The organism is Pseudomonas putida (assembly GCF_028682635.1).
Taxonomy (GTDB): domain Bacteria; phylum Pseudomonadota; class Gammaproteobacteria; order Pseudomonadales; family Pseudomonadaceae; genus Aquipseudomonas; species Aquipseudomonas putida_AE.
In genome coordinates this window covers 96,440-110,829 of sequence record NZ_JANHLK010000015.1, presented here as the reverse complement: position 1 = coordinate 110,829, position 14,390 = coordinate 96,440, and the positions used below count along the sequence as shown (strand labels likewise).

The 14,390-nt window shown below is 61.2% G+C and carries 8 protein-coding genes; all 8 read left to right on the top strand.

Going from position 1 to position 14,390, the window contains the following annotated elements; genetic code table 11:
- The first annotated feature begins 99 nt into the window (after positions 1–99).
- The 8 genes from gltB (at position 100) to gspF (ending at position 14,387) form a co-directional block, all read left to right on the top strand.
- A complete protein-coding gene (gene gltB, locus NPS56_RS19340; protein WP_274076091.1) occupies positions 100–4,545 on the top strand; it encodes a glutamate synthase large subunit in 4,446 nt (1,481 codons plus the stop codon).
- Between the two features lie 126 nt (positions 4,546–4,671).
- Complete coding sequence (locus tag NPS56_RS19335) at positions 4,672–6,090, top strand: FAD-dependent oxidoreductase (RefSeq protein WP_274076090.1); 1,419 nt, start codon at positions 4,672–4,674, stop codon at positions 6,088–6,090.
- Positions 6,091–6,336: 246 nt separating this feature from the next.
- Positions 6,337–7,404: a uroporphyrinogen decarboxylase gene (hemE, locus tag NPS56_RS19330; protein WP_274076089.1), complete on the top strand. Its 1,068-nt coding sequence runs from the start codon at positions 6,337–6,339 to the stop codon at positions 7,402–7,404.
- A 289-nt stretch (positions 7,405–7,693) separates the two neighbouring features.
- Positions 7,694–9,166: an N-acetylglucosamine-binding protein GbpA gene (gbpA, locus tag NPS56_RS19325; protein WP_274076133.1), complete on the top strand. Its 1,473-nt coding sequence runs from the start codon at positions 7,694–7,696 to the stop codon at positions 9,164–9,166.
- 129 nt (positions 9,167–9,295) lie between these two features.
- Positions 9,296–9,793, top strand: coding sequence for a type II secretion system protein N (locus tag NPS56_RS19320; RefSeq protein WP_274076088.1), 498 nt, complete (start codon positions 9,296–9,298; stop codon positions 9,791–9,793).
- 8 nt (positions 9,794–9,801) lie between these two features.
- Positions 9,802–11,730, top strand: a complete 1,929-nt coding sequence (gene gspD / locus NPS56_RS19315; protein WP_274076087.1) for a type II secretion system secretin GspD — start codon at positions 9,802–9,804, stop codon at positions 11,728–11,730.
- Positions 11,727–13,184 carry a type II secretion system ATPase GspE gene (gene gspE, locus NPS56_RS19310; protein WP_274076086.1) on the top strand — a complete coding sequence of 486 codons (1,458 nt, stop codon included), beginning with the start codon at positions 11,727–11,729 and terminating at the stop codon, positions 13,182–13,184. The genes gspD and gspE overlap by 4 nt, the downstream gene beginning before the upstream one ends.
- A gap of 3 nt (positions 13,185–13,187) precedes the next feature.
- Entirely contained in the window at positions 13,188–14,387 is a 1,200-nt protein-coding gene (gene gspF, locus NPS56_RS19305) for a type II secretion system inner membrane protein GspF (RefSeq protein ID WP_274076085.1), read from the top strand.
- The last annotated feature ends 3 nt before the right edge of the window (positions 14,388–14,390 follow it).

Genomic DNA, 14,390 nt, shown 5'->3' with positions numbered 1-14,390 from the left:
TTGCCCCCGCAAAGCTGGCGTACGTTCGGCGCGGATGGTAAGTGGTTGAATTGAAAAGAAATTTGCCTCGACAAGAGGCAGCCTGGTGAGAAAGTGTCTATGAAAGCAGGTCTGTACCAACCAGATGAATTCAAGGATAACTGCGGTTTCGGCCTGATTGCCCATATGCAGGGCGAGCCCAGTCATACCCTTTTGCAAACGGCCATCGAGGCCCTGACCTGCATGACCCACCGCGGTGGGATTAATGCTGACGGCAAGACCGGTGACGGTTGCGGTCTGCTGATTCAAAAGCCGGACGTATTCCTGCGAGCCATCGCCCAGGAAACGTTCGGCGTCGAACTGCCCAAGCAATACGCGGTGGGCATGGTCTTCTTCAACCAGGACCCGGTCAAAGCCGAGGCTGCTCGCGAGAACATGAACCGCGAGATCCTGGCTGCCGGCCTGTCCCTCGTCGGCTGGCGCAAAGTGCCGATCGACACCAGCGTCCTCGGCCGCCTGGCCCTTGAGCGCCTGCCACAGATCGAGCAGGTGTACATCGGTGGCGAAGGCCTGAGCGACCAGGACATGGCCGTCAAGCTGTTCACCTCCCGTCGTCGTTCATCGGTGGCCAACGCCGCCGATACCGACCACTACGTCTGCAGCTTTTCGCACAAGACCATCATCTACAAAGGCCTGATGATGCCGGCGGACCTGACCGCCTTCTATCCAGACCTGAGCGATGAGCGCCTGCAAACTTCGATTTGCGTGTTCCACCAGCGCTTCTCCACCAACACCCTGCCGAAATGGCCGCTGGCTCAACCGTTCCGCTTCCTGGCGCACAACGGCGAAATCAACACCATCACCGGCAACCGCAACTGGGCCGTGGCCCGTCGCACCAAGTTCAGCAACGACCTGATGGACCTGGAAGAGCTCGGCCCGCTGGTCAACCGCGTCGGTTCCGACTCCTCGAGCATGGACAACATGCTGGAGCTGATGGTCACCGGTGGCATCGACCTGTTCCGTGGCGTGCGGATGATCATTCCGCCTGCGTGGCAGAACGTCGAGACGATGGACCCGGACCTGCGTGCGTTCTACGAATACAACTCGATGCACATGGAACCGTGGGACGGCCCGGCCGGCGTGGTAATGACCGACGGTCGCTACGCGGTGTGCCTGCTCGACCGTAACGGTCTGCGTCCGGCGCGTTGGGTCACCACCAAGAACGGTTTCATCACCCTGGCGTCGGAAATCGGTGTCTGGAACTACCAGCCTGAAGACGTGATCGCCAAGGGCCGCGTTGGCCCGGGCCAGATCTTTGCCGTGGACACCGAAACCGGTCAGATCCTCGACACCGATGCGATCGACAACCGCTTGAAGTCCCGTCATCCGTACAAGCAATGGCTGCGCAAGAATGCCCTGCGCATCCAGGCGACCATGGAGGACAACGACCACGGTTCGGCGTTCTACGACGTCGATCAGCTCAAGCAATACATGAAGATGTACCAGGTCACGTTCGAAGAGCGCGACCAGGTGCTGCGTCCACTGGGCGAGCAAGGCTACGAAGCCGTAGGCTCGATGGGCGACGATACGCCGATGGCCGTGCTGTCCCAGCGCGTGCGTACGCCGTACGACTATTTCCGCCAGCAGTTCGCGCAGGTGACCAACCCGCCGATCGACCCGCTGCGTGAAGCCATCGTCATGTCGCTGGAGATCTGCCTCGGTGCCGAGCGCAACATCTTCCAGGAGTCGCCGGAACACGCTTCGCGCGTGATCCTCAGCTCGCCGGTCATTTCCCCGGCCAAGTGGCGCTCGCTGATGAACCTCGATCGTCCGGGCTTCGAACGCCAGAAAATCGACCTCAACTACGACGAAAGCATCGGTCTGGAAGCTGCGATCCGCAACGTTGCCGATCAGGCTGAAGAAGCCGTGCGCGCCGGTCGTACGCAGATCGTCCTGAGTGACCGTCACATTGCCCCGGGCAAGTTGCCGATCCACGCCTCCCTGGCCACCGGTGCGGTACACCACCGCCTGACCGAGAAGGGCCTGCGTTGCGACTCCAACATCCTGGTGGAAACCGCAACCGCGCGTGACCCGCACCACTTCGCCGTGCTGATCGGTTTCGGCGCCTCTGCCGTTTATCCGTTCCTGGCGTATGAAGTGCTGGGCGACCTGATCCGTACCGGTGAAGTGCTGGGCGACCTCTACGAGGTGTTCAAGAACTACCGTAAAGGCATCACCAAGGGCCTGCTGAAGATCCTGTCGAAGATGGGTATCTCGACCATCACGTCGTACCGTGGCGCTCAACTGTTCGAAGCCATCGGCCTGTCCGAGGAAGTCTGCAACCTGAGCTTCAAGGGCGTACCGAGCCGCATCAAGGGTGCGCGTTTCGTCGATATCGAAGCCGAGCAGAAAGCCCTGGCCACCGAAGCCTGGAGCCCGCGCAAGCCGATCCAGCAGGGCGGCCTGCTGAAATTCGTCCACGGTGGCGAATATCACGCCTACAACCCGGATGTGGTCAACACCCTGCAAGCCGCTGTGCAGCAGGGCGACTACAGCAAGTTCAAGGAATACACATCGCTGGTGGACAACCGCCCGGTGTCGATGATCCGCGACCTGCTGAAAGTCAAAACCCTCGACACGCCATTGGATATCAGCGAGATCGAACCGCTGGAGTCGGTGCTCAAGCGCTTCGACTCCGCCGGTATCTCCCTGGGCGCCCTGTCGCCTGAAGCTCACGAAGCCCTGGCCGAAGCCATGAACCGCCTTGGTGCGCGTTCCAACTCCGGTGAAGGCGGCGAAGACCCGGCGCGCTACGGCACCATCAAGAGCTCGAAAATCAAGCAGGTTGCCACCGGCCGTTTCGGTGTAACCCCGGAATACCTGGTCAACGCTGAAGTGCTGCAGATCAAGGTCGCCCAGGGCGCCAAGCCAGGCGAGGGCGGTCAGCTGCCAGGGGGCAAGGTCAACGGTCTGATCGCCAAGCTGCGTTACGCAGTACCGGGCGTGACCCTGATCTCGCCGCCACCGCACCACGACATCTACTCGATCGAAGACTTGTCGCAGCTGATTTTCGACTTGAAACAAGTCAACCCGAAGGCGCTGGTCTCGGTGAAGCTGGTAGCGGAAGCGGGCGTCGGCACCATCGCCGCCGGTGTGGCCAAGGCCTATGCGGACTTGATCACCATCTCCGGCTACGATGGCGGTACCGGTGCATCGCCGCTGACCTCGATCAAATACGCGGGCGCTCCGTGGGAACTCGGCCTGGCCGAAACCCACCAGACCCTGCGCGGCAACGACCTGCGCGGCAAAGTCCGGGTGCAGACCGACGGCGGCCTGAAAACCGGCCTCGACGTGATCAAGGCGGCCATCCTCGGCGCTGAAAGCTTCGGCTTCGGCACCGCGCCGATGATCGCCCTGGGCTGCAAATACCTGCGCATCTGCCACCTGAACAACTGCGCCACCGGCGTCGCGACCCAGAACGAGAAGCTGCGCAAGGATCACTACATCGGTACCGTCGACATGGTGGTGAACTTCTTCACCTACGTCGCCGAAGAAACCCGTGAGTGGCTGGCCAAGCTGGGCGTGCGCTCCCTCGAAGAGCTGATCGGCCGTACCGACCTGCTGGAAGTCCTTGAAGGCCAGACCGCCAAGCAGCATCACCTCGACCTGACTCCGTTGCTGGGCAGCGACCACGTGCCGGCGGACAAGCCACAGTTCTGCGGCGTGGAGCGCAACCCGCCGTTCGACAAGGGCCTGCTGGCCGAGAAAATGGTCGACATGGCCACCTCGGCGATCAACGACAAGAGCGGCGCCGAATTCGCCCTGGATATCTGCAACTGCGACCGTTCCATCGGCGCGCGGATCTCCGGTGACATCGCGCGCAAGCACGGCAACCAGGGCATGGCCAACGCGCCGATCACCTTCCGCTTCAAAGGCACGGCCGGTCAAAGCTTCGGTGTGTGGAACGCCGGCGGCCTGAACATGTACCTGGAAGGTGACGCCAACGACTACGTCGGCAAGGGCATGACCGGCGGCAAGCTGGTGATCGTTCCGCCCAAGGGCAGCATCTACAAGACCCAGGACAGTGCCATCATCGGCAACACCTGCCTGTACGGCGCCACTGGCGGCAAGCTGTTCGCCGCCGGTACCGCGGGTGAGCGTTTTGCCGTGCGTAACTCCGGTGCCCACACGGTCGTGGAAGGCACTGGCGATCACTGCTGCGAGTACATGACCGGTGGTTTCGTCTGCGTCCTGGGCAAGACCGGTTATAACTTCGGCTCTGGCATGACCGGCGGTTTCGCCTACGTGCTCGACCAGGACAACACATTCGTTGACCGGGTCAACCACGAACTGGTGGAAATCCAGCGGATCAGCGGCGAGGCGATGGAAGCCTACCGTAGCCACCTGCAACGCGTGCTGAACGAGTACGTCGAGGAAACCGACAGCGAGTGGGGTCGTGAGCTCGCCGAGAACCTCGATGATTACTTGCGTCGTTTCTGGCTGGTCAAACCTAAGGCGGCGAGTCTGAAATCTCTGCTCTCCAGTACTCGTGCGAATCCGCAGTAAACGACGCAGCAGCAAGCGGCAAGCTTCAAGCCGCAAGTTAACAGCAGTGCGCGTTGTGCCTGCCACCGTGATTGTCTTGCAGCTTGAAGCTTAGAGCTTGAAGCTGTCGTGTAAGAGGTTTTGAAGATGGGCGAACGACTCAGCAACGACTTCCAATTCATCGAGGTCGGGCGCAAGGATCCGAAGAAGAAACTGTTGCGTCAACGCAAGAAAGAGTTCGTGGAAATCTACGAACCGTTCAAACCCCAGCAGTCGGCCGACCAGGCCCACCGCTGCCTGGGTTGCGGTAACCCGTATTGCGAATGGAAGTGCCCGGTGCACAACTTCATTCCCAACTGGCTGAAGCTGGTGGCCGAGGGCAACATCCTCCAGGCCGCCGAACTGTCGCACCAGACCAATACCCTGCCGGAAGTCTGCGGCCGGGTGTGCCCGCAGGACCGTCTGTGCGAGGGTGCCTGCACCCTCAACGACGGCTTCGGCGCGGTGACCATCGGTTCGGTGGAGAAGTACATCACCGACACCGCGTTCGCCATGGGCTGGCGCCCGGACATGTCCAAGGTCAAGCCGACCGGCAAGCGTGTCGCGATCATCGGTGCGGGCCCGGCGGGCCTGGGCTGTGCCGACGTGCTGGTGCGCGGCGGCGTGACTCCGGTGGTGTTCGACAAGAACCCGGAAATCGGCGGTCTGCTGACCTTCGGCATCCCCGAGTTCAAGCTGGAAAAGACCGTGCTGAGCAATCGCCGCGAAGTCTTCACTGGCATGGGCATCCAGTTCCGCCTCAACACCGAGGTGGGCAAGGACGTGACCATGGAGCAACTGCTCGAAGAATACGATGCCGTATTCATGGGCATGGGCACCTACACCTACATGAAGGGCGGCTTCGCCGGTGAAGACCTGCCGGGCGTGTACGACGCGCTGGACTTCCTGATCGCCAACGTCAACCGCAACCTGGGCTTTGAAAAGTCGCCGGAAGATTTCGTCGACATGAAAGGCAAGAAGGTCGTGGTACTGGGCGGTGGCGACACGGCGATGGACTGCAACCGAACCTCGATCCGCCAGGGCGCCAAATCGGTGACCTGCGCCTATCGTCGTGACGAAGCGAACATGCCGGGCTCGCGCAAAGAGGTGAAGAACGCCAAGGAAGAAGGCGTGAAATTCCTCTACAACCGCCAGCCGATCGCCATCGTTGGCGAAGACAAGGTCGAAGGCGTGAAAGTGGTCGAGACCCGTCTCGGCGAACCGGACGCCCGTGGCCGTCGCAGCCCCGAGCCGATCCCGGGCTCCGAAGAGATCATCCCGGCCGACGCCGTGGTCATCGCCTTCGGTTTCCGCCCAAGCCCGGCGCCGTGGTTCGAGCAGTTCAGCATCCAGACCGACAGTCAGGGCCGCGTCGTCGCTCCGGAACAAGGCCAGTACAAGCACCAGACCAGCAACCCGAAAATCTTCGCCGGTGGCGATATGGTGCGCGGTTCCGACCTGGTGGTGACGGCGATCTTCGAAGGCCGTAATGCGGCTGAAGGGATTCTGGATTACCTGGGCGTCTGATCAACTTCCAATCCTGGAATGCAATACCTGTGGGAGCTGGCCTGCCGGCGATGCAGGCACCTCGGTTTATCTGACAAACCGAGGTGTCTGCATTGCCGGCAGGCCAGCTCCCACAGTGTTTTGGGGTGCTGCAAAGCCTGCATTTCAGCGCGACAAATTGACCCGATAGACAAAAGGCTGACCTGCATCCGTGCCTTTTACGTCCGGCTCTGAGAAAATGCCCGCACTTTTTTTCCGGATGCCGACATGACTGCCCTGAAGAACGACCGTTTCCTGCGCGCCCTGCTCAAGCAACCCGTAGACGTCACCCCCGTGTGGATGATGCGTCAGGCCGGTCGCTACCTGCCTGAATACCGCGCCAGCCGTGCCAAGGCCGGCGATTTCATGAGCCTGTGCATGAACCCGGCGTTCGCTTGCGAAGTCACGATGCAACCGCTCGACCGCTATCCGCAGCTGGACGCGGCGATCCTGTTCTCCGACATCCTGACCATTCCCGATGCCATGGGCCAAGGCCTGTACTTTGAAACCGGCGAAGGTCCGCGCTTCAGGAAAGTCGTCAGCACCTTGGCCGACATCGAGGCCCTGCCGATTCCTGATCCGCACAAGGACCTGGGCTATGTGATGGACGCGGTCAGCACCATCCGCCGCGAACTGAACGGCCGCGTGCCGCTGATCGGCTTCTCCGGCAGCCCGTGGACCCTGGCCACCTACATGGTCGAAGGCGGCTCGTCGAAAGACTACCGCAAGACCAAAACCATGCTCTACGACAACCCGCAAGCCTTGCACCTGCTGCTGGACAAGCTCGCGCAGACCGTCACCAGCTACCTCAACGGCCAGATCATGGCCGGTGCGCAAGCGGTGCAGATCTTCGACAGCTGGGGTGGCAGCCTCTCGGCGGCGGCGTACCAGGAATTCTCCCTGGCCTACATGAAGAAAATCGTCAGCGGCCTGATCCGCGAGCACGAAGGCCGCAAGGTGCCGGTCATCCTGTTCACCAAGAATGGTGGCCTGTGGCTCGAAAGCATCGCCGACGCTGGCGCGGATGCACTGGGCCTGGACTGGACCTGCGACATCGGCAGCGCCCGTGAACGTGTCGGCAGCAAAGTTGCCCTGCAAGGCAACATGGACCCAACCGTGCTTTACGCCAAGCCGGAAGCGATCCGCGCCGAAGTCGGACGCATCCTCGCCAGCTACGGCAAGGGCAGCGGCCACGTGTTCAACCTCGGCCATGGGATCACCCCGGAAGTCGATCCGGAACATGCCGGCGCCTTCCTGCGCGCGGTGCATGAGTTGTCGGCGCAGTATCACGAATAATTGCGTTCAAATTGTATATAGCCCGTCCGGCCTGGTGCCGGGCGGGCTTTTTTATACTAAGTTTTTCTCTCCAATCTAATGGTTGCCTCTTGTAAGATTTTTTTCATTTTGTGTCAGATAAACAATTAAATGGAAAAGTCCTCGTGTAAGTAGCGATTTTCCCTACATATAAATCGCTTTCATCCAAGTAGATTTACAGATCAGTGCTCACCATTGTTGAGCTCAATTGCATTTAACGGCGCAAGCAATACGCGCCCTGATCTTCGATAAGCAGTCTGGAATTTATTGGATGAAAAATACTAACTACAAGGGAAGTGCATCGGCCGCCTGCACTTCTTCAATGATCCTGTTATCGGCAATGTTGGCGTCACAAAGTGTTTCCGCGCATGGCTATCTGGAAGTACCGCCTTCCCGTGCACTGCTTTGCCAAAAAGGCGTGAATACCAATTGCGGTGGCGCCCAATACGAACCTCAAAGTGTCGGTGAAACCTTCAAGGGTTTTCCTGCAGGTGTTGGCGGCGCGCCTCTGCAAGGGCCGGTCGATGGCAAGATCCCGAGTGGTGGTCACTCGTTGTTCTCGGCGCTGGACGCCCAATCGGCCACCCGTTGGCAGATGACGGAAATCAAGGATCGCAACATCGATTTCCAGTGGCGCTACACGGCTGTGCATCCGGCCACCAAACATGAGTATTTCATCACCCGCAACGGCTGGAACCCGAACGAAGCACTCAAGCGGGCAACGTTCGAAAGCACGCCGTTCTGCACCATCGATGGCAGCAACCAGAGGCCGGAGTCGGGTGCCAAACACAACTGCAACATCCCCAACGACAAAACCGGTCAACACGTCATCCTGGCGATCTGGACGGTCGGTGATACCGATGCAGCTTTTTATAATGCCGCGGATGTGAACATCCTTGCCGAGCCGGAACTTCCGGGCGGTTGGTCTTCCGTGGGCAGTATCGCGCCGTCAACCTCGTTGCTGGTCGGTGACAAGGTCAAGGCCCGCGCGTTCACCGCTAATGGCGAAAGCCCCGACTACAGCGTTGAAATCTCCATCAATAGTGCAGAGGAAGGCGCGCCAAACAACTGGTCGTTCAAGTTGGCAGAAGCCATCAACAAGGCTCATGCCCTTATCCGTGCGGGCGTCCGAGATGAAAACGGCACGATCGAACCGGTCAAGGGCAACAACAGCGTGTATGCGCAAAAAGACAGCGGCGTAATACGCTACGAAGTGCAGTTGAAGATGCAGGAAGATGCTGCGGCTCGACTGTCGGTCGCTTCCCGGCAAGCTGAGTATCTGTTGGAAAAAGGTGTGGCCAGGATCGATTTCAGTATCCTTTCCAATCGCAAGATGAACGTCGAAGCGACGCTGTTCGATGAGGGCAACAAGCCGGTAGGTTCCACTTCCGCGCAAGCGGACAGCGGCTCGTCCTGGCTGGCCATCGATGTTCGCAGCAACCCCGGCAAGCACACCCTGACGCTGGTCGGCACGACCCTGGATGGCCGGACCATCCGCCAGGATACCCAGGTGACCCAACTGACCGGTGAAGGCGCCGGTGCCGACTACGACTTCGTGTTCCCGGAAGGCCTCAGCGAGTACACCGCCGGTACCAAGGTGTTGCAGCCGAAGACTAATGAAGTCTTTGAGTGCAAGCCATTCCCCGCGTCCGGTTATTGCAAGCAGTACAGCCCGTCTGCCAATGGTTTCAAACCTGGTACTGGCATCGGTCCGCATTGGCACATGGCCTGGGACAAACTCTAAGTCCCTCGCAGTACTTCAGGTGACCTGAAAAGGTTGCCTGAAGCTTCACTTTTTTATCGAGTTGCAAATGACGGTTTCGGGTTATCGAACGGCTCGAGTGAGCCACTCGTGAAGAATTCGGGGAAGGTGATGAGCCGTCTTGGCCTGCTGGTCATGCCGCTGGGTTATGCAGCGCTGCTGATCTGGCAGGAGTGGCACTTTCGTGAGCGCCTCGCCTCGCCGCCGCTGCCGGTGGTGGCGCCAGCCTCTGTTCCCGCCCCTGTAGCGCTGGATGCTACTGCGGTGGCAGCGGTGCTGGGGCTGACGCAAGGCACCTCATTGCTGGCCAGTGCCGAGCCGCTGACCTTGCAGGCCAGTTTTATCCTCAGCAACGGTTTGTCCAAAGCGTTGCTCGCCGATGCCCAAGGCTCGCGTATGTACCTGGTGGGCGAACGCTTGCCCGGTGGCAGCGTCCTGCGTCGCGTCGAAGCCAATCAAGTGGTGCTGTGGAACAAGGGGCGGGAAGAGCGATTAACGCTGCAACCGCCTGTCGCGCGTTTCCTTCGCCGACTCGGGTCGCCAGGCGACAGCCAGGCTTCGGCTATTTCTACGCGTTATCTACGCCCGGTTTCCGGGCCGTCAGAGTGATCAACATCATGAACTGTTTCATTGGCGTGCAGGCCTTGCGCTCCATGCTTGTACTTGTCGTTCTGGCGAGCCTGGCCTTGTCGGGTACGTCGCAGGCGGCGCAAGAAAAGTGGCAGCTGGCGATGAACAACGCCGAGCTGCGCGACATCGTCGAAGAGATCTCCGGCATTTTGGGAACCACCGTGGTGCTTGATCCCAGGGTCTCCGGACGCATCACCGTCATGTCTCAACAAGCCCTTGATCGCGAAGGCGTCCGCCGCTTGTTCTACGGGGTGCTCGACGCCCACAACTTCACGGTGATCGATGAAGGTGACCGGATCCTGATCACGCCAGTAACCGAAGCCAGGACGCGCGCCGGCACCAGCCCTGCAAAAAACGCAACGCCCTCGCAATTTGTCACCCGGGTGATCGAGCTCAATAACAGCAGTGCCGCCGACATCGCCGGGCTGGTCCGGCCATTGGTCTCGGCCAACGGTTATGTCGGACCGTCCGTTTCGGCCAATGCGGTAGTGGTCACGGAGACGGCGGCCAACGCGCATCGCATCGTCCAGGTCATCCGCCAGCTGGATTCCGGACAAGGCAACATGCACGCGGTGGTGCAATTGCGCCACGCCCGGGCCAGTGACGTGGCCCCCGTGATGGAAGCTTCCCTGGGCAAGCGCACTGCCGAGAGCGCGATCCAGGTATTGGCCGACAGCAGAACCAACCGCCTGATCCTGATTGGCCCGTCAGCCGTTCGCCAACGCTTGGCCGAGTTGGCACGCGGTCTCGATGTTCCTGCCACGGCGACTACGGACAATGCCCGGGTGATCCGCCTGCGTCACAGCGATGCCAAGCAATTGGCGGAAATTCTGGAAAGCATGGGACAAGGCCGAAAAGCGCCTCCAGCCCTTGGCAGCAGCAAGGACACAGCGCCTGGCACGGCCTTCATGATCAAGGCCGACGAAAGCCAGAATGCGCTGGTGCTGATCGCCGAGCCGGAGCAGGTCAGGACCATCGAAAGCATCGTGCGCCAGTTGGACCAGCCGCGCGCGCAGGTACTGATCCATGCCGCCATCGTCGAGATTTCCGGGGACATCGCCGAGGCCGTTGGCGTGCAATGGGGCTTTAGTACGGGGGATGCGAAAGGCTTCATCAATTTTCCCGGCACCGATATCCCGATTGTTGGCGGCTTGAATTTCGACGAGAAAAAATCCGCACCCGAAGGCGCGATTTTGCGCCTGGGCAGTGATCGCTTTGGCGCGTTGATTTCGGCCCTGGCCAGCAACACACACAGCAACCTGCTTTCTACACCAAGCCTGTTGACCCTGGACAACCAGGAAGCGCACATCATCGTCGGCCAGAACGTCCCGTTCAAGACCGGCTCCTACGCCACCAACAGCAACGGTGCGGACAATCCGTTCACCACCGTCGAACGCAAGGACGTGGGCATCAGCCTGAAGATCAAGCCTTACATCAACGAAGGCTCGACGCTGCGGCTGGAGGTCGAGCAGGAAGTGTCGGACATCGCACCCTCGGTATCAGGCATCGACTCTTCGGACCTGATCACCAACAAGCGCGCCCTCAAGAGCACCATCCTGGCCGACGATGGCGAAATCATCGTGATTGGCGGGTTGATCAGGGACAGCGTCAGGACCCAGAAAAGCGGGGTGCCGCTGCTGCGGGATATTCCCTACCTGGGCGCTCTGTTTCGCTGGAACCGGGACACCCAGAGCAAAAGCAATCTCATGGTGTTCCTGCGGCCCACGATCGTGCGCAGCAAGGAAGACCTGAGCGGCATCAGCCAGCAACGTTACAACGCGCTGCGTGATTTGAGCCAGTCGGGGGCGCTGGATAACAACTCGTTGCTGCTGCCGGCGGATTCACGTCAGCTGTTCGAACCGGTTTCCGATGCGCCGATGTTCGACCTGCGCAAGCCGGCGCCGAACACGCCATGACCCAACTGCCCTTTGGTTTCGCCCGTCGGTTCGGTGTGCTGCTGGAGTGCGAAGGCGGCGAATCGAGCCTCGCGGTGCGGGCCGATACGCCGCTCACCGCTTTGGCGGAAGCCCGCCGGGTATGTGCTCGCGAGCTGCCGCTACGGGTGCTGGCCTCCGAGGTATTTGCCACACGCCTGGCGGCCGCCTACCGCGAGGGCCAGAGTGCCGCCGAGCAGGTGGCCCAAGGGCTCGACGAAGAGCTGGACCTGCTCAGCCTGGTGGACAAGGTGCCGCAAACCGCTGATCTGCTGGAACAGCAGGGCGACGCGCCGATCATCCGCTTGATCAATGCGCTGCTCAGCGAGGCCATGCGCGAGCACGCTTCCGATGTGCATCTGGAAACCTTCGAGCAGTACCTGTCGGTGCGCATGCGGGTCGACGGACAATTACGGGAAATGCTCCGGCCTCGACGCGAATTGGCGACGCTGCTGGTGTCGCGCATCAAGGTCATGGCGCGCCTGGATATCGCTGAAAAACGCGTGCCCCAGGATGGCCGGATGGCCTTGCGCCTGGCCGGGCATGAAGTCGATGTGCGGGTCTCGACCCTGCCCTCGGCACACGGCGAACGGGTGGTACTGCGCTTGCTCGACAAACAGGCCGGGCGCCTTGAACTGTCGCGGCTGGGCATGCCGGAGGACATCCTGCGCGACCTGCGTCACTTGCTGGGCAAACCCCACGGCATTCTGCTGGTGACCGGGCCCACCGGTTCCGGCAAGACCACCAGCCTGTACGCCGCGCTCAACAGTCTGAACGACCAGACCCGCAACATCCTCACGGTCGAAGATCCCATTGAGTACCACCTGCCGGGCGTAGGGCAGATGCCGGTCAACCCGAAAGTCGACATGACCTTTGCCCGGGGCTTGCGAGCGATCCTGCGTCAGGATCCGGACGTGGTGATGGTCGGCGAAATCCGTGACCGCGAGACAGCTGAAATTGCCGTGCAGGCTTCCCTGACCGGTCACCTGGTGCTCTCGACGCTGCACACCAACAGTGCGGTCGGCGCGGTGACGCGCCTGGTAGACATGGGGGTCGATGCCTACCTGCTGGCTTCGTCGCTGGTGGGGGTTTTGGCCCAGCGATTACTGCGCACCTTATGCCCTCATTGCAAGGCGCCTTATAGCGCGGATGCGACTGCCTGCCAGCGTCTGGGGCTGGGCGCGGCGCCGTTGCAACTGTTCCGCGCCGTGGGCTGTGAGCAGTGTCAGCACGGTTATCGCGGGCGCGTTGGCATCTATGAACTGATCAGCGTGACCCCGGCATTGGCCGCGCTGATTCACCAGGGCGCCAGTGAACAGGCCTTGGCCAACGAGGCGCGCCAGATGTCGCGCAGTCTGTTCCAGGACGGTCGCCAACGGGTGCTGGACGGGCTGACCAGTCTCGACGAGCTGCTGCGCGTGACTCGGGAGGACTAGTCAGTGCCGACATTCGATTACCGGGCCGATGACTATCAGGGCCGCCGGCGCAAGGGGCGGCTGGAGGCCGATAATCCCCGGCATGCGCGGCAACTGTTGCGTGAGCGCGGGTTGTGGCCGCGCGACATCAAGGAAATCCGCGTCGCTGCTGGCGACAACAGGCCTGGGCGGTTGAGCACCGCCGACCTGGCACTGCTGACCCTGCAGTTGTCCACGCTGGTGCAGGCCGGTTTGCCCCTGGAAGAGTCCCTTGAGGCCGTGGCTAAACAGAGTGCCAAGCGCCGGGTTGCCAGTCTGCTCTCAGCGGTCAGGAGCCGGGTCATGGAAGGTCATGCCCTGGCCACTGCATTGGAGCAGTTTCCCAAGGCGTTCCCCGAACTGTTCCGCGCCACCGTGGCCGCCGGCGAACGTTCCGGTCATCTGGGCCATGTACTGGAGCAATTGGCCGCGTATACCCAGGCCCGCCAGGCCTCACGGCAAAAAATCCAGATGGCGCTGGTGTACCCGTTGATCCTGATGTTGGCAAGCGTAGTCATCGTTGGCTTTCTGCTCGGCTACGTGGTGCCGGACGTGGTGAAGATTTTCGTCGACAGTGGCCAGGCGTTGCCGTGGTTGACTCGGGCGTTGATCCGCACCAGTGACGGCTTGCGCCACCATGGCCTGTTGTTGATCGTCGCGCTGGCGCTGTTGATCGCCCTCTGGCGCTGGAGTTTGAGGCAACGGGCCTGGCGCCTGCGCTGGCATCGCCTGGCGTTGAACCTGCCGGTCTGTGGCGACGTGCTGCGCGCGATGGAAGCCGCACGATTTGCCAGCACCCTGGCCATCCTCGGCAAAAGCGCCGTGCCCCTGGTCGATGCACTGGAAATCGCTGCTGCGGTGATCGGCAACCTGACCATCCGCGCGCGCATGGCCGATGTCGCCCGCTCGGTCCGCGAGGGTGGAACCCTGACCCATGGCCTGGAATTGAGCGGCGACATCCCGCCGATGATGCTGCACATGATCGCCAGTGGTGAACGGGCGGGCGAACTCGATCGCATGCTGGCCCGTGCCGCCGAACAACAGGAAAGCAGTCTGGCAGCGCGTATCGCCCTGGTGGTGAGCCTTTTCGAGCCGGCCATGCTCGTGCTGATGGGCGGCGTCGTGCTGCTGATCGTCCTGGCCATTCTGCTTCCGATTCTCAGCCTCAACCAATTGGTGAATTGACCC

What these genes read in the sequence shown, in the direction of transcription:
- gltB (WP_274076091.1), top strand. Translation starts at nt 100, where the DNA reads ATGAAAGCAGGTCTGTACCAACCAGATGAATTCAAGGATAACTGCGGT.
- NPS56_RS19335 (WP_274076090.1), top strand. Translation starts at nt 4,672, where the DNA reads ATGGGCGAACGACTCAGCAACGACTTCCAATTCATCGAGGTCGGGCGC.
- hemE (WP_274076089.1), top strand. Translation starts at nt 6,337, where the DNA reads ATGACTGCCCTGAAGAACGACCGTTTCCTGCGCGCCCTGCTCAAGCAA.
- gbpA (WP_274076133.1), top strand. Translation starts at nt 7,694, where the DNA reads ATGAAAAATACTAACTACAAGGGAAGTGCATCGGCCGCCTGCACTTCT.
- NPS56_RS19320 (WP_274076088.1), top strand. Translation starts at nt 9,296, where the DNA reads ATGAGCCGTCTTGGCCTGCTGGTCATGCCGCTGGGTTATGCAGCGCTG.
- gspD (WP_274076087.1), top strand. Translation starts at nt 9,802, where the DNA reads ATGAACTGTTTCATTGGCGTGCAGGCCTTGCGCTCCATGCTTGTACTT.
- gspE (WP_274076086.1), top strand. Translation starts at nt 11,727, where the DNA reads ATGACCCAACTGCCCTTTGGTTTCGCCCGTCGGTTCGGTGTGCTGCTG.